Below are 15,973 nucleotides of genomic sequence, written 5' to 3'. Positions count from 1 at the left end.
GAGAACATGGCACAGATGCGTAGAGCGGATGGTTCGACAGATTCGGAAGAATTCCGTTCGCCAGTCGAGTCCCTGGCGGCCGCCTTGGCTTTCGTACGGCGGCACCTCTCGATCATGTCGCTGGCGTTTTTGGTTACGGTTGGCGGTGCTACTCTCTACCTCGCCACCGCAACGCAGACCTACACCGCCACTTCGAAGCTCGTCATAGATGCGAAAGCGCCTCCGATCGACGCTGCGTCTGCTTCAACGATGGTCGAAAGTCAGATCGCCATCATAAAATCTGAGGGCCTCGCACGCGCAGTGATAAGGAAACTAAGTCTGGCGGAAGATGCGGAGTTTGGCGCGACATCCGGCGGCTTGCGCGGCGCAATCAAGTCGGTATTGCGACTGTTCGGGCTAATGGAGCCAGAAACGGAATTTGACGTGATGCGCCGAGCTCTGCGGTCGTTCGACCGCAAGCTCTCGGCTAAGCGTGTCGGTCTTACCTACATCGTCGAGATTGCGTTCGACTCAGCAGATCCCCAGCGAGCTGCAAAGATTCTGAACACCATCGCGGAGACGCATATTGCGGCTCAAATGGAGGCGAAATTCAAGTCGGGCCTGGGCGACGAAAAATGGGTCAAGGATAGGATCGCCGAACTAAGCAACAAAGCGTCAGCCGCCCAGAACGCCGTGGCGGAGCATCAAGCTGGTGGCGTAGGTAAGTCTTCGTCGCAGTCTTCGGTTAATGCGCAGGGTAATCTCCGCGAGCTGGAAGCTGCTGCGGAAATCTCCACAAAGGCTTATGAGAACTTTGTCCGCATGCTCCGCTACATGGAGGCACAGCAGCAATCCTCCAATACCGAAGTGCATTTGTTGATCGAGGCGTCTCGTCCCTTGGAAGCCAGCTCTCCGAAGCCGCTTATCGTTTTTGGAATATCGATCGTTGGAGGGCTGTTTCTTGGCATCGCGCTCGGAATGCTGCGCGATCTATTTGTTCGAGGCATCCTCGTCGCCGGGGACGCGACCAGGATGCCATCTGGGATCGCTGGTGAACAGGCACAACCGGCTGTGGTCAGTCAGAACTATCCGTCGGCTGTCTTGTCGCGGCTTCGACGGCAAGACGCGCGGGACGAACCTGGAGCACTAGGTGTGCAGGGCGGTTTCAGACGCGGCCCGGATGCCTAGTCGAGCAATGTTGTTTCGATCGGCCCCCTCAATCAATATCGAGGAGCGAACTCTGAGAATCCTGATTGTCTGCGGACCATTCCTCTACGGAATGAGTGCCAGAGCTGTTCAAAACCGACGGTTGGCTAGAACTCTTGCGGCCGTCAATGGGAACATTGTGTCCGTTCTTTCCTTTGATACCGAGGTGGGCGGGCGGCCGGACCATTCCCAATTCCCCGATGAGATAGAAGTGGTGCGGTTTCCTCCCTCAAGTGCGATCCAAGACATCGTCCGAAGGCTGAACCTGGTTCGATCAACGATCGTCAACAGAGTTGCCACGGAGTTCGCCAGCAACTTCATGTACCCAAAATCGAATCTGCTGATCGGCGCTCTTCGCCGTCGGGTGGCGGAATTCCAACCCGAGTTCGCGATATTCGTCGCACAGCCGTTTTTTGTACCACTGCTCGGACTGCAACTGGAATCCCTCGATGAGGTTCGAAAAATCGCATTCTTCTCGGATCCCTGGCCATATCGGGGTCTACCTTCACCTTACAACAGATATGCGTTTCCTCTGGCAGGAAACTACAACAGGAAGTTGATCTCGCAAGTCTACTCGAACTTCGATCGAGTCATATACACGAATTCGTCCGCTGTAGAGTTCATGTTTGATCATTATCCCGAGCTCAAGCGCCACTCCGGCAAGTTGGCTGTGGCGGCACATCTCGCAGATGAACTCATTGACATTCCGTCGACAGAAGTAGTTGAGCGAGCCCGATCGTCAGTGGTTCATCTTGGTGATTTGTCCAAGGAACGATTCTCGCCGCAGCTTAAAGAGGCGATGGCTCAGTGTATCCACTCGCACGGGATGTCGTTCACGTTCATCGGCAGCGTTTGCCAGAAGCTAAAGCAAAGCCTTGAGAGCGGTGAATTCGGGAACGGGGTGTGTCTTTTGGGGCCGTTACCCGACAAGTTTAGCAGGTACATCGCGAGCAGGGCATTGGCTAATCTGATCGTTGAAGCCGACATTAAGGATAGCCCGTACCTTCCCAGCAAACTTACGGATGTTTTGACGAGCTCTGATCGTTGGGTTTTCGTTTCTGGCACGCAGAGGCAGCCCGGCGTCGGCATCACGCCGGAGGGGGCCGCAAAAGGAATATGCGTTCCTCACGATAGCTCCGCGATTGTCGCTGCATTGCTCGCCGTCACGCACTCGCGTGCCGTCAACGCCGATCCGTGCGTTGGCTCGTTGCGGGCCGGGGCGATTGAACGAAATCGAAACTTGGCAACGAAATATCTCGAGTAGCAGCGCAATTCTGTACAGGACGTCCCGTGAGGGCGTCCAAATCGAAGGAAGCGGAAATCGGTTTGCCGCTCATGGTGGAAAGATGAAGACCGCGATTCTCGTTGGAACTCGCCCGGAAATTATCAAGATGGCGCCGGTCATCCGCGAATGCCGGAAGCGAAAGATCGACTACTTCATCATTCATTCGAAGCAACACTACTCTGAGAAGCTCGACGCGATCTTCTTCTCTGAACTCGATCTCCCCGCACCAAAGTACAATTTGAATGTCGGCTCCGGTGGGCATGCGAACCAAACGGGCCGCATACTGATCGAGCTGGAGCCGATCTTGGTGTCGGAGCAACCCGGTATCCTGCTCGTGCAAGGCGACACGAACACGGTGGTGGCCGGCGCACTCGCCGCACACAAGCTTCACATCAAGGTTGGGCACATCGAAGCCGGATTGCGCTCTTTTGATCAAACGATGCCCGAGGAAAGCAATCGGATCATCGCGGATCATATCTCGGACTATTTGTTCGCCGTCACCGACTTGCAAGTTGATCAACTAAAACGGGAAGGGCTGCCGGACTCGAAGATCTTCAAGGTCGGTAACACGATCGTCGACGCCCTGCTATCTCATCGAAGTCAGGCGGAAAAAACGAGCCAGATCCTCCGTGTGCTAAATCTGCAGGAAAAGGGGTATTACCTTCTCACCTCGCACCGGGCCGCAAACGTCGATGATCCGAACGCGCTGATCGAGATCATCCGGCTAGTCGCCAGGATTCCCGGCAAGGTGTACTGGCCGATACACTATCGTACACAGAAGGTCCTCAAGGAGGCCAAGATTGATCTGCCTCCGAACCTGATTTGGACTGAACCTGTCGGATATTCGGATTTTGTAAAGTTGCTGTCCAATTGCATTGCCGTCATTACGGATTCGGGCGGAGTGCAGGAAGAAGCGTGCATTCTAGGCGTCCCCTGCGTGACGATTCGTGACCGGACAGAACGTCCCGAGACCGTCGACGTGGGCGCAAACGTGCTGGTCCACCGAAACGCAGAAGCGATGCTCGAGGCGCTTAATCGGCCGATAGCGTCCTGGGAGAATCCATTCGGAGACGGCCACACCGCCGAGAGAATACTCGACATTGTCACGGAACAGGAGGTGCTGCCGGTTCTGCAAACGCTCGATACAGTGTGCGTTGTGGGCCTCGGCTATATGGGACTCCCGACTTCTCTCTTGCTTGCGAACGCAGGCGTAAAGGTCGCCGGCGTCGATCTCAACGAAAAGAAGGTAAATGAGATCAGTAGCGGCCACTGTCCGTTCGAGGAGAAGGATATTCCGGAATTATTGGCGGCGACCCTGAAGACTGGAAACTTCAAAGCACTGACGAAGCCCGTGGCGGCAGACGTTTTCGTTGTGGCGGTACCGACCCCGCATGAAAGCAAGAAGTGCGACTTGTCCTACGTTATCTCCGCTGTGAACAGTCTGCTCCCAGTCTTGAACGACGGAAACCTCCTCATCATCGAGTCGACCATCAAGCCGAATACCTGCCAGGACATTGTGCTCCCCATTTTGAAATCGAAGAATCTGAATGTCGAAGTGGCGCATTGCCCGGAGCGCGCGCTTCCTGGCAATACGCTTCACGAAATAGTGCACAATGATCGCATCATCGGCGCGACTTCGCCGGAAGCAGCACAAAGAGCGGCGAAGCTCTATTCAGTATTTGCGAAGGGGACGATACATCGGACGAACCTCGTGACCGCCGAATGTGTGAAGCTTATGGAAAACACCTTCCGCGACGTCAACATCGCTCTCGCCAACGAGTTTTCTCTGATCGCTGACAAGTTCGGGTTCAGCATCTCGGCCGCGATTCAACTTGCAAACAGGCATCCGCGCGTCAACATTTTGCAGCCCGGGATAGGGGTCGGGGGCCACTGTATCGCTATCGATCCCTGGTTCCTGACCGAAGATGTCGACGGCGATCTGACCCTCATTAGAACCGCCCGCGAACTGAACGATGCGATGCCGAGGTATACCGCCGAGCGAATTCAAAACAAGATCGCTCCGTCCGTGAGGAAAATCGGAATCCTGGGAGTTAGCTACAAACCGGACGTCGACGATGCCCGCGAGTCTCCGGCGTTGGAGATCGCAAGGCTCCTCTCGAGAAAATACGAAGTCCGCTGTCACGATCCTTTTGTGAAGGATCGGGATCTCAAGCTGTTCCCGATCGACAAAGTCGATGGTTGGGCGGACGTATTGGTCATTCTTTCAAACCATAAGGTTTACGCCTCGCAGAGGTTCGAGTCTCCGCTGCTTTCCTTTGGCAAGCTTATCGACGCGGGGGCGCCTCGCTGGCTGAGGGCGCCAGGCCTCGCCGACACAGACTATTTTCCAGCAGAATCGCGACACGCAGACCACGGTCAATATCCTGCAGCCAAAGATGTTCAAGAGAGCTCATAGGCAATCGGCGACGTGCCTCAACGTCGTGGTGGTAACGCCTCTCGGCGAAGGAGGACGCGGGGGTATCGATCGTATGATGGATGCGATTCGACAGCGGTTTCGCGAATATCCGCGAGCAGATGTTTCGCTTCAATTCGTGGTCAGTCGCGGGGCGAACATATATGCGTCGCCTATCGTATTGGTATGGGCCCTTCTCAGGATACTTTGGCTCCACGCGTGGCAGGGGATCGACCTCATTCATATAAACCTCTCTGCTAACGCGAGCACGTACCGCAAGATCGCCGTTGCGGCGGTCGCGTCCCTATTGCGAATTCCCTACATCGTCCACCTACATTCAGGTGAGTTCGGCCGGTTCTGGGAGTCGTGTAATCGATTGACCCGCCGTCACATAGACGCGCTGTTTGCGAGGGCCGACGCGGTAATCGTTCTTGGTCAGGTATGGTCTGACTTGGTCGTTGCAAAGTTGCCGGAATTGTCAGGTCGTACGGTTATCATGCCGAACTCGACCAAAGCGCGGCGTCGCACTTTCCATCCCGATGGCCCGGTCAAAATCCTGTTTCTCGGTCGTCTCTGCGAAGCCAAGGGAATCGGGAATCTTCTTGAGTCGTTCGAGATGATTCGGCATCGCAACGATTGGCAGGCAATCTTGGCGGGTGACGGAGCAGTAGCAGAGACACGTATGTTGATTGAACGCCTTGGACTTTCCCAGCGTGTGAAGGTGCCGGGATGGCTCGACGACGTATCTGTAGCCGCTGAATTGCAGGCCGCCGACATTCTCGTCTTGCCCTCGTGGGTCGAGAACCTACCGATGTGCGTGGTGGAAGCGTTCGCCCATGGCTTGGCTGTCGTCTGCACCCCGGTGGGAGCCTTGCCGGAGATTGTGGAGCAGGAAAGGACGGGACTTTTGGTGCCCGTGAACGATGCACCGGCTCTGGCCTCCGCCTTGGAGCGGCTTCTAAGCAGTCCCGCCCTTCGTACAAGCCTGGGGCTTCGCGCGCGCGCGCTGCATGCTAGCCGATTTGAGATCAACGCCTACGTCGACAGACTGGTAGGCGTGTGGCGCGGGGCTTCGCGGCCAAGATCGGGGCGGGCCGACGCTCGGAGCGCAATGACGACCGGCGCCGGGCGATCGCTGGGATGAGAGGCTTCCGGATGCCGCTGGAGCCGGCGCACGCCAGTTCCGTGGCGTCGGGCTAACCGCCGGAAAATGGGCGCCGCGGCGATGGGGGGACAAGGTCTCGTGGTAACCGCGTCCAACGCTCTACTTCGGAGGTACTCATAATTCGTAGAACGCATTCCCCTATGAACTCGGTCGATGTGTTCCTGTTCTGGATACTCTGTTTCGAATTCGGGATATCCCGGCGTGCATTTAAGGACGACTGCTATGACAGCTAACGGCTTTGATCATGGAGACTGCGGTGTGCGATCGACCGGTCGCAATGCACTGTGTTTGTGATCTCGCGCTCTGGGATAGGAATCCTGCAACCCGCAGGATGGTGTTGCGCATGAACCCGATTGTGAAGGATTGCATATATTACGGCGCGAGCCGAATCGGCGAGCTGCCGTTCTTCCGGGCACACCTTGCGGCGAGAGCGGCCATAATTCTGTTTCATGAAATACAGCGCGATGCGCGAGCAGAGTTGATGACCGGGACGCCGGTTGCGCTCTTCGAGTATTCGCTCAACTGGCTCCGGCAAGAGGGATGGGTCATCGTCAGCGTCGATGAATGTATCGAGAGGCTAGCGCGCAATGATCGATCAGAGCGTTATGCGGTTCTGACCTTTGACGACGGCTACCGAGATAACGCCTCCGTAGGGCTTCCAATATTGGAGCGGCACAATGCGCCGTTCATGATGTACGTGCCCACCGGCGCCCCGACACGATCGATGCAATCTTGGTGGCTGGGCCTGCGAAGGGTGTTTCTCTCAAGAGATAGGGTTTCAATCGATGCGCTAGGTCGCCAATTCCAATGTTCCGATCTTCGGAGCAAGACATCCGCATTGGCTGAGGTGACCCGCTGGGTCCACCAGGATTATCGGCGCGGTGCGATGCTCTCTTCGGTGTTCGAAGAGAGTGGGATTTCGCTAGCGGAATTGAACGACGAGTACTTCCTGGACGAGCGTGAGCTCTGCACTCTCGCGCGTCATCCGCTCGCGTCAATCGGCGGCCATTCGACGTCGCACCAGGCGCTTTCAACCCTCGACAGTGACTCGGCGCGAGCCGAGCTAGCCGACAATCGAAGCTATCTTGAGAATATGCTGCAGTTGCCTGTTCGACACGTCGCATATCCTTATGGCGTGTGCGGACCTCGCGAAGAGGATCTGGCAAGGCAAGCGGGCTTTCAGACTGCGACGACAACGCGACAGGGACGATTGTACGACGACAAGCTGAACCGTTTTGCGCTTCCCAGAATTGGCATTTCAAGTCCTTCTGGGCTCAGAGCGCGAATGAGCGGCATCATCGAGGGGATGCAGGCGTTCGCGAAGCGCCGTGTCGTCGCTGAGCTCAGAGATCATCAATGATGATCATCGCCGAGCGGTACCGTTTCATCGGGGGCCCGGTCGCAATCCGCGGAGAACATCACAATACGATTCGTTCTGAACGAACCCAACTGTGAGAGATTTCAGAAATGATAGTTCGAGATATGGCACGATCCGCCAAGCGCCGGCTGATTAAGAGATTTCCGCCAGTATCAGCGAAGGAGCTATTGCGAGGGGATAGACAGTTTGAAGCTCGTTCGGATTGCGGTCCGGTGCGAGCAGTCGAACTGACCCTGGATTGGTTATGCCGTGCTCAAGATATGAGCCCGGGTCGCGATGGAGGCGTTTCAGGCTTCTATACGCTTGGATCGGGATGGTCCGCATCATACCCGGAGACGACGGGATACATCGTCTGCAGTTTCATTGATCAAGGACTCAAGCGCTGTGACGATAGTCTTCTCGATCGGGCCCGCCTGATGCTTGATTGGCTGGTGAAGATACAGTTTCCTGAAGGTGGATTTCAAAGTGGACTGATCGATGCCGCACGTCCGGTGCCGGTAACCTTCAATACTGGGCAGATACTACTGGGCCTGGCGCGGGGAACGGAGGTGCTCGGCGACCGCTATCGAGATGCCATGGCTCGAGCAGCAAATTGGCTGGTCGAAACACAGGATGCGGACGGCTGTTGGCGACGCGCACCTACTCCGTTGGCTGCTCCTGGCGAAAAAGCTTACGAAACTCACGTTTCGTGGGGGCTTTTCGAAGCTGCCCGGGTGTCCGGCAGGCAATCTTGGGGGACAGCAGGATTGCGGCAGGTTCGCTGGGCGATAAGCAAACTGCAGCCCAACGGCTGGATGGCCGACTGCTGCATGACGGATGAGGCTCCGCTGACCCATACGTTAGGCTATGCGCTCAAGGGGATCATAGAAGCGTATCGCTTCTCAAACGATCGCTTCTTCCTCGATGCGGCTGTTAGCCTTGCGGACGGTTTGGCCGGCTGCATCCGGGAGGACGGTTATCTGGCTGGGCGTTTGCAGCGCGATTGGTCCCCAGCAGTGGACTGGGCATGCGTAACGGGTTCATCTCAAATCGCCTGGTCGCTCATGTTTCTTGGCCACAATGCCGATCGCGCCCGGTACCGCGGGCTTGCGCGCAAGCTCAACCAGTTCGTTCGCCGAACGATACCGACACAAGGCGATGCCAATGTGGTTGGGGGCGTAAGAGGATCCTTCCCGATCAACGGCGGCTATTTTCCATTTGGGTTTCCGAATTGGGCCGCCAAGTTCACGCTCGACGCCAACCAATTCGAACTTGAAAGCGAGCATACGAGCGCTTCTCCAGGACAGAGCGGTCCTGAACATTTCGCAACGGAAAGCCTCCGATGATATCTGCGGGTTCTCCGATACGTTGGACGTTCAGTTCGGCGGCAGCATCTGCGCTCGTCATGGGCGTGCAGCTCGTGGTCCTTAGCCGTTTCCTGTCCGCGTCTCAGCTCGGGCTTGCTGCCCTTGCGCTGATGATCTTGGGAGTTGCCGCCCTTATCTCTGATTTCGGAATAGGCAGAATCCTGATCAAGGAGCAAGGTGATCTCGGCCCCTTGAGAACCTCGCTCTACTCGCTCGAATTGGCTTTGGGGGTCGGTGTTTGGATCCTCGTTTGGATTGGTTCGCCCGCTATATCGCATTACTACGCGGCGCCCGAACTTGCGCGGCTTCTCCGGCTGGGGTCCTTTTGTCTATTGATCATTCCCATCGGGCATCAATTCTACAGCCTTCTTTCGCGAGATCTCCTCTTTAAGAAGTTGGCCATCATCGAAATTGTCAGTTCGATCGCAGGGCTGGCGATAGCAATTGTTGCCGCCGTGCGAAATGAAGGGGCCTATGCGCCCATCTGGGGGTGGGCCGCCACACTATCAATAAAATACTTGCTGATCGCATTCGTCGGATGGCGACAATATCCGCTTGCCTTGACGTGGAAAGTCCGGGGTCTGTTGCCGCATCTGAAATTTGGCCTCTACGCGACAGCGGAAACTACGATCGGCTATATTTCAACCAACATCGACTATCTTGTCATTGGATTCTACTTGGGTCCGCAGGAATTGGGTTACTATGTCTTGGCGTATCAGGTTGCAACCTCTGCGCCTCAGAAGATCGCTCCCATTCTTGGGCGGGTTGCATTTCCGATGTTTGCCAGACAGCAAGCGAACGATTCGCTTTTGCGCGCCGGCTATCTGGATTTTTCGCAGCTTGCGACTGTTCTGACGTTGCCTCTGCTGGCCGGCCTTCTGATAACGGCGCCGCTGCTCGTTCAAGTCGTATTCGGAATTGCCTGGGAACGGTCGATTTTAATAGTTCAGCTGTTGACCATCTTTGGTGTCGGTAGAATGATCGTTATTCCCGCTGTCCCGCTTCTCTTGGCGAAAGGGCGCGCTGATTTAGCCTTCGCGTCGGGCGCGCTATACACTTCGACAATTTTCGTTGTGTTTTTGTTGATCATCGAAATGGGGCTGCAGGCCGTTGCCGGCGCGTTCGCCGTTATTTCATGCTGTCATGCATTATGTATGCTCTTCCTGATGCGATGGGTAATCGGTCTCGATTTATGGAATTACCTGCTGTCGATAAAGACAACGCTGGCTGCAACATTTTGGATGAGTATGGCAGCCTATCTCGTCGTGGCGCAGACGGTCGTTTCCGTTCAACCTGCAGGTCGGCTGCTGGCGGCGGTGCTCATCGGTGGAGTTACATACGCGACTTACATGGCGATCGCGGATCGGCGTATCGCGTTGCTAGTCCAAGGCCTGTTTTACAGGCCACTTCGAGTTGAGTAGCTGTGACTGATGATTGTAGTCCGTGACAATCCGGGACGGGGCGCCGTTGATCTGAGCCGAGCTGCCCGCTCGCGCCCTGGAGATCCAGTGACGTCGCAGCAAATGGATGAATTCCGCTCGGATCGCGCCACGCCCAATTGCTTGAAGGCAGTTCCTGATCTGCGGGAATATGCAGAGTGGATTGCCTCGTTGCCGCGGGGCTTGTCGTCGGCGCGAGGTGAGGGAGAAGCGCGATGATTCAACAGGCGAAGGCAATCGGCCAAAAAATGCTCAATCTTGGTCCGGGCCTCATCACCGCGCGAGAATTTCGGCGGCAGAAATTCCAGCGCTTTAACGAGCGGCCAGTGGAGTTCGGCTTTGTGTTTCGCATGGTCGCGGAGATTTATCCGCTGCACATCCTTGACGTGGGAACTGGTACGACCGCGCTACCGCATTTGATGCGCAACTGCGGCTGCCTCGTTACCGCCGTGGACAACGTCCGCGACTATTGGTCCTTTGGAATGTCTAACCGGCATTATCACATCATCGATGATGACATCACGAACACGCGCTTGAAGGGGCCATTTGACATGGTCACGTGCATCAGTGTGCTTGAGCACATCGAGAAGCACGACGACGCCATGCGCAGTATGTTTTCGCTTCTCAAGCCGAGGGGGCATTTGATTTTGACGTGCCCCTACACCGAGAGCGGCTACGTGAGGAACGTCTATGAGCTGGCCGGTTCGAGCTACGGGCAGGGAGTGTCGTACATCACTCAGTCCTATTCGCGTAACGAATTGAATCGCTGGGCGGAGGCCAACAAAGCAACGATTGTCGAGCAAGAATTCTGGCAATACTGGGATGGCGAGCATTGGACGGTTGGAAAACAGATCATCCCGCCGAAGAAGGCTAGCGCAGCGGACAAGCACCAACTTACCTGCGTGCTGTTCCAAAAGAATTAGTCCAGGATCGTCCAAGCGGTGATGTGCGCCCCGGCATCCCGACAATTCGCTGCCAGAAATGCAGGCGAGGACAACGACGGCATCGTTGCCCCCCTTGCCAGGAGCTCTTACGGGTCGCCACGACTCGACCGGCTCCCGTAAAGTGTCGTCGCGCGGCGCTGTTTGGTCGATCGAAGTCGAATGTTTTGGCCATTCTCGGGAAGATGATGAGATGTTGTGTCTTCGAAAAAATGGTTCGATCCGAGACATCATTCTGAGCTTTGGCCTTCTCTTTCTTTTCCTCGGATCGACGTCCTCGACCTACGGCGCCGAGCTGCTCTTCAAGTCGAGCTTCGCTGGCTTGCAGTTGGGCAAGCCGTATGGTTGTGCAACATCATGCTGGCAGGATATCGAAGGCTCTGACCCAGCGACCGGCTACACCTGGGCGCCTCAGATCTGGCAGGGAGGTGGACGGTTTCAACTACTTGCCGACACGCCGGTTACGCCGGAAACGGTCGGTGCTTATGTCTTTAATGAGATTCAGAGTGTCTCGGGACCGCGAAATCAGCAAACCGCGGCTCTCTATAGCGAGATACGGGAACGCGGCGGCGGTGCCACACAAATTCCATATCTTCTCATGCCCTCTACGACGGCTGCGCAGGCGAACCTTTATGTGAGCTATTGGATCAAACTCCAGCCTGACCTTCTGGCGAGGCTTGGGCCCAACAGCTGGCGGGCGCTCTTCGAATGGAAGACCACGGAGCAACATAGGTTCATTACGTACATCTACACCGACCGTCTCAATAAGCCCTATTGGTTTCTTAAAACGGACGACCTTTCGAGTGGTGCGGCCAAAACGTTTTGGGGGGCCGCGAATCGCACTGTTCTTGTACCGATCGGAGAATGGTTCAAGTTCGAAGTGTTTTGGCACCGAAGTGCGCAAGACGACGGACGAGCATGGCAGGCCGTCAACGGGCAGGTGGTATTCGATCACTTTGGACCATTGCTTGGCGGGAACGACCCCATCGATCGGATCATGCTAACGCAAGTCTATGCGGGTGGTACGCCGCCAAAATATCAATGGGTTGACGACATCGAGATATGGGACGGATTTCCCTGCGGAGACGGCGTGCCCTGTGAGGCACGGGCAACCGTCCACTAATGACGGGAGACCGCGCGATATCCGCTAGTTCAAAGAACTCTCCCGCGCCGTCGTCTGGTCCCACTGGGGAGCAAATTGCGTGAGGAAACAGCCAAGCATTCAGGAATATTTCAGGCGACGCAATGCGGCTTCCCACCCAGATTGTCGCCGCAGTTTTTTTGCGAGAGAAGGATTTGGTCGCCGACCGGCACCACCGGACCCGGAAGAGTCTATCGGACTATCAAGATTGCCGGTGTGAGCGCTGAGTTTTGTACGACTCCGTCCGGCCCCTCTCAACGACGGGAGCTCAACCATTTGCCGGCAGACCGCGTTGCGGCATCAATTCATCGCCCAAAACGCCGCTGAGCTTCTGCTCGCGTGCCTTCCCGGCCATGAAGAGCAGAAACAACAAATTGGATTGATGGAAAACCACACCGTTTGTGATGAATAGCACCAGGAATAGTGCAACGCAGGACATTCTGTATTCTTGGTCCAAACGCGACAGGATCACATACCAGGCATAGAGTATCGCCGTCGTACCGGCGACTCCGTAGCAAACCATCAAATTCAGGAGATCGTTGTGGGCAGCTAGCGGGAAGGGGCCATACAGCCAGATCGCTCCGCGCCCAAACAGCAGCTCTACCAGCGAAGAATCTTCCAGCATTTGACCATAGTAGCGCCAGATTTCGTCGCGCCCGCTGGTCAAATTGGAGGCGTCAAGCTCCAGGAAATCGCGATCTCGATACAGAATTCGTTGCAGGAAGGCGTCGGTCAATTCGGAGCTCGACATGATGAACGTTGTGGCGACGACCGAAACGAGCAGCGCCAGGAGAAGCGCTCTCATATTGAACGAGGAAAATTTCTTGATCAGGAATCCGAGGAGGAAGCCCAGCAGCGCTGATCGGACATTGAAAGCGATCAGCAATATCAGCGAAGCGATCGGAAAGCCAATCCATTGATTGATCATCAGTATTGAAAACTTCGCTATCGTTTGGGCTACGACATGGAAGGGCTGTTCATTGAGGGCGGCCAGGAGATCTGCCTCGAGCCCACCATCACGCACAAAGAAAACGAGCAGCAGGCCGCACAACGCGGGGGTGCCAAATACCAAGGCTTGCCTTCGCAGGCGGATAAAAGTCGATGGTTCGCAGCGCGAAAGGATCAGCAGAAATACAATCGGCAAAAGGACCGATACCGAGAAATAGAACTGTGGGGTGGCCTCGGCCGGTATCCAGAGCAGGTTGACTATCAGCAGCGAAAAGACGGTCGCGCAAACAACGATGTCCCCGCGAGTGGTCCCGGATAATGCAATCTTCAGCGCCGTCAGACCCAACGTCGCAACGACGTAAAGGGCGACCACCGCCGCTCCCTTGTCTCCAGGACTAAGAATGTCGCTGCCGCACCTGAACATAAGCAACACGAAGAGCGCGTTAACAAACATCCGCAGGTCCTCCCCTAGGGGCGCATCTCTCGGGTTCTGTCATGATCTACGGCTCTCGGCGGCAGATGGCGCCGGGAGCATCTACTGCATGGAGTATGGCAGCCGACCATCGTCAGGGGAGGGAGATGCTCTTGCTGTCCTTTTGATCTGCCTCGTGCCATGGGAATGCACCAACTCCTCTAAGCGCTCGTTTCGCGTCGGCGGGGCATCGTCACGCTCTTGAGCAGGCCGATTGTAATGGTTGAAGGTCCATCGAGGTGGCCTTCGAAGAGTATCTGATCGGTAGGCAAGCGGATCCCGAAGGACGGAGAGAACCATCCGAGCTCTGTTGCTTCGTCGCCGCGAACCACCCTGGGCCTCAATGGACCTGCGCTTACGATGCGAATGATTTGAAGATCTTTGCATGTGATCGATACCCCACAACGATCAGGATCGACTGTCGACCGGCATGCGGGATCCAGCAGGAACGATACAGTGGCACGTCGATCTGTGGGGCCCTCGAGAAGTTCGTCGATGATCGTGAACCGCGATGAGCCATCAAATTCCACCGTCCGCTGGTGCTTCACGCCACATTGCGCAAGGTATCCGTCGTGCTCTGCCACGATCCGCGCAACTGGCGTGTCTTCGGACGATATGAGGCGCGTATTCGCCTTGCTCCCCCAGTTGAACGGTCCAGATGGGCGACTTGATCCAATACCATCGAGCCGCAGTGTGTTGTGGACCGCGGTATCCCGGAACAGGTCCCGCAGGTCCCTGCTCGAGTGATAAAGGTACGTTCCTGCATCTACGATAACAGGCTGGTCGCCAACGGAGAGCCAAATGGAAAGCGCGTCCGCATGACCATGCGCAGCGATCGACAGATAGCCGATCGGTCCGTGATCGAACGTGAGTACGACGGGATCTTTCTGCTTGCTTCGGATGACCGAATAGCCCCCGTTCGGAAATGAGCGTACTCCAACGAGTTGTCTTGGCGATGCCTTTGCGGACCCTAGAATGGCATCACGGATGCTCGGATCCTTGGCCGGCGGTGCAAGATGCTGGCGGCCAACGCAATGCGAGACGGCGGCTACAATGGACGCAACATATCTCGGTTCAGGCGCCTGTGTTGTCGCAATTGCCCGGCAATCATCGAAATCGCCGATCGCAGGCACTTTAGCGCCAGTGTCCATCAACCAAAGGGAGTGCTCAGCCCATGCCGAAAGCCGCTCCACGGTTGTTGCCGGCAAGCTGTGTTCGCGTCCGAGTGCTGTTGCCGCAACGAGGAGCAGCTCAATCGAAAATGCAGAGTAACCGGCAGCTTGCTCCGCACCCACACCATCCGGATAAAGTTGCTGATCAATCTCGGCAAGCAACGCGCGCCAGCTATTCTCGCGCAAAGCGACTGCACCGGGAAATCCTGGCGCCATGATAGAGCCCACAATCAGGCCCGCAAGCTCGGCGATCCGATGATTGTTGGCGGACGAGTTGAGCGATGGAAATCGTCGAATCCAATCGACATGCGCAAAGAAGAAGCGAAGCGCAGCCCGGCGTGCGACACTGTCGAGGCTATCAATCCCGACGATGGAGAGCGCCATTGCGACTGAAATGACACGGAGTGCGAGTTCGATGCCGGAGGTCCAGGTTGGCCCACGAAAGGGTGGGTTGCCCGCCATCCATGATCCGATCATGCCGGTCAAAAGCATAGACGCGTTGCTGTTCTCCAGCACTGCCTCCGCGGCGAGAGGTACCAAAAATTGCAGTCGGTTGAGTTCCCAGACGCGCTTCATCTCTCGCGTATTTATTCCATGCCGAAACGAGATATCGAAGGTATAGGCGTCCCATTGCGGAAAGGGTTCGCCGTCCTCGGGATCGATACGCCAGAAGCTTGGATTCGGTGGGATCGCCGAAGGCGTCGGCCAGCGAGCACCGAGAAGGTCAAAGTTTCCGGCGCGGACCCTGTCGGCCTCGCTGGCTATGAGAGCCAACAAATCCGAAGGCAACGTGAGAATCCGGGCGCCAACGCCAGGTATCGCCGCTAGTGGACCAAATGGTTCGATCCTATCCCAGCCGCCACTGTGCCGGCGCCCAATTTGCTTGGCGGCGGTTTCGACTACCCGGTGGACGATCTCCGACGTGCTCATTGCCGTCAGACGGTCTCGGTACCAGGCTACTCGTCCCAAAACGGATCTCAAAAGAGTCGTCTCACCTGCATGTCGTCGCTGGATTCCACCATAGCGAAAGGCCGCGATCGTGCTGGCCTAATGGCGATCGGCTCGAAACGGCGGGCCTGTGAGGTTGG

General features: G+C 56.3%; 11 protein-coding genes. 9 read left to right on the top strand and 2 right to left on the bottom strand.

Annotated elements, in window-relative coordinates; all coding sequences use genetic code 11:
• Positions 1-6 precede the first annotated feature (6 nt).
• The 9 genes from BJA_RS31950 (at position 7) to BJA_RS31910 (ending at position 12,275) form a co-directional block, all read left to right on the top strand.
• Positions 7-1,167 carry a hypothetical protein gene (locus BJA_RS31950; RefSeq protein WP_011089049.1) on the top strand — a complete coding sequence of 387 codons (1,161 nt, stop codon included), beginning with the start codon at positions 7-9 and terminating at the stop codon, positions 1,165-1,167.
• Positions 1,168-1,324: 157 nt separating this feature from the next.
• Positions 1,325-2,449 (top strand): glycosyltransferase family 4 protein, encoded by a 1,125-nt coding sequence (locus tag BJA_RS31945; protein WP_162494138.1) that lies wholly within the window; start codon positions 1,325-1,327, stop codon positions 2,447-2,449.
• An 82-nt stretch (positions 2,450-2,531) separates the two neighbouring features.
• Positions 2,532-4,886 (top strand): non-hydrolyzing UDP-N-acetylglucosamine 2-epimerase, encoded by a 2,355-nt coding sequence (gene wecB / locus BJA_RS31940; protein ID WP_162494137.1) that lies wholly within the window; start codon positions 2,532-2,534, stop codon positions 4,884-4,886.
• On the top strand, positions 4,867-6,027 hold the full coding sequence (locus tag BJA_RS31935; protein ID WP_011089046.1) for a glycosyltransferase family 4 protein: 1,161 nt from the start codon (positions 4,867-4,869) through the stop codon (positions 6,025-6,027). Before wecB ends, BJA_RS31935 begins: the two co-directional genes overlap by 20 nt.
• A gap of 364 nt (positions 6,028-6,391) precedes the next feature.
• Complete coding sequence (locus BJA_RS31930) at positions 6,392-7,408, top strand: polysaccharide deacetylase family protein (RefSeq protein ID WP_162494136.1); 1,017 nt, start codon at positions 6,392-6,394, stop codon at positions 7,406-7,408.
• A gap of 434 nt (positions 7,409-7,842) precedes the next feature.
• Entirely contained in the window at positions 7,843-8,751 is a 909-nt protein-coding gene (locus BJA_RS31925) for a hypothetical protein (protein WP_162494135.1), read from the top strand.
• A complete protein-coding gene (locus tag BJA_RS31920) occupies positions 8,748-10,193 on the top strand; it encodes an MOP flippase family protein (RefSeq protein WP_011089043.1) in 1,446 nt (481 codons plus the stop codon). The genes BJA_RS31925 and BJA_RS31920 overlap by 4 nt, the downstream gene beginning before the upstream one ends.
• A gap of 233 nt (positions 10,194-10,426) precedes the next feature.
• The gene (locus BJA_RS31915) at positions 10,427-11,134 is read left to right on the top strand and encodes a class I SAM-dependent methyltransferase (protein ID WP_011089042.1); all 708 of its coding nucleotides are present in this window, start codon (positions 10,427-10,429) and stop codon (positions 11,132-11,134) included.
• 142 nt (positions 11,135-11,276) lie between these two features.
• Complete coding sequence (locus BJA_RS31910) at positions 11,277-12,275, top strand: hypothetical protein (protein ID WP_162494134.1); 999 nt, start codon at positions 11,277-11,279, stop codon at positions 12,273-12,275.
• Between the two features lie 286 nt (positions 12,276-12,561).
• On the opposite strand, the gene BJA_RS31905 is transcribed toward BJA_RS31910, so the two are convergent.
• Positions 12,562-13,695 (bottom strand): hypothetical protein, encoded by a 1,134-nt coding sequence (locus BJA_RS31905; protein ID WP_011089040.1) that lies wholly within the window; start codon positions 13,693-13,695, stop codon positions 12,562-12,564.
• A 179-nt stretch (positions 13,696-13,874) separates the two neighbouring features.
• Positions 13,875-15,815, bottom strand: a complete 1,941-nt coding sequence (locus BJA_RS31900; RefSeq protein ID WP_011089039.1) for a heparinase II/III family protein — start codon at positions 15,813-15,815, stop codon at positions 13,875-13,877.
• Positions 15,816-15,973: the final 158 nt, after the last annotated feature.

Origin of the sequence: Bradyrhizobium diazoefficiens USDA 110, from assembly GCF_000011365.1 — a bacterium.
Lineage (GTDB): Bacteria > Pseudomonadota > Alphaproteobacteria > Rhizobiales > Xanthobacteraceae > Bradyrhizobium > Bradyrhizobium diazoefficiens.
The sequence above is the reverse complement of the archived record's forward strand: the minus strand, read 5'-3'. Positions and strand labels throughout refer to the sequence as shown.

What these genes read in the sequence shown, in the direction of transcription:
- BJA_RS31950 (WP_011089049.1), top strand. Translation starts at nt 7, where the DNA reads ATGGCACAGATGCGTAGAGCGGATGGTTCGACAGATTCGGAAGAATTC.
- wecB (WP_162494137.1), top strand. Translation starts at nt 2,532, where the DNA reads ATGAAGACCGCGATTCTCGTTGGAACTCGCCCGGAAATTATCAAGATG.
- BJA_RS31935 (WP_011089046.1), top strand. Translation starts at nt 4,867, where the DNA reads ATGTTCAAGAGAGCTCATAGGCAATCGGCGACGTGCCTCAACGTCGTG.
- BJA_RS31930 (WP_162494136.1), top strand. Translation starts at nt 6,392, where the DNA reads ATGAACCCGATTGTGAAGGATTGCATATATTACGGCGCGAGCCGAATC.
- BJA_RS31925 (WP_162494135.1), top strand. Translation starts at nt 7,843, where the DNA reads ATGCTTGATTGGCTGGTGAAGATACAGTTTCCTGAAGGTGGATTTCAA.
- BJA_RS31920 (WP_011089043.1), top strand. Translation starts at nt 8,748, where the DNA reads ATGATATCTGCGGGTTCTCCGATACGTTGGACGTTCAGTTCGGCGGCA.
- BJA_RS31915 (WP_011089042.1), top strand. Translation starts at nt 10,427, where the DNA reads ATGATTCAACAGGCGAAGGCAATCGGCCAAAAAATGCTCAATCTTGGT.
- BJA_RS31905 (WP_011089040.1), bottom strand. Translation starts at nt 13,695, where the DNA reads ATGTTTGTTAACGCGCTCTTCGTGTTGCTTATGTTCAGGTGCGGCAGC.
- BJA_RS31900 (WP_011089039.1), bottom strand. Translation starts at nt 15,815, where the DNA reads ATGAGCACGTCGGAGATCGTCCACCGGGTAGTCGAAACCGCCGCCAAG.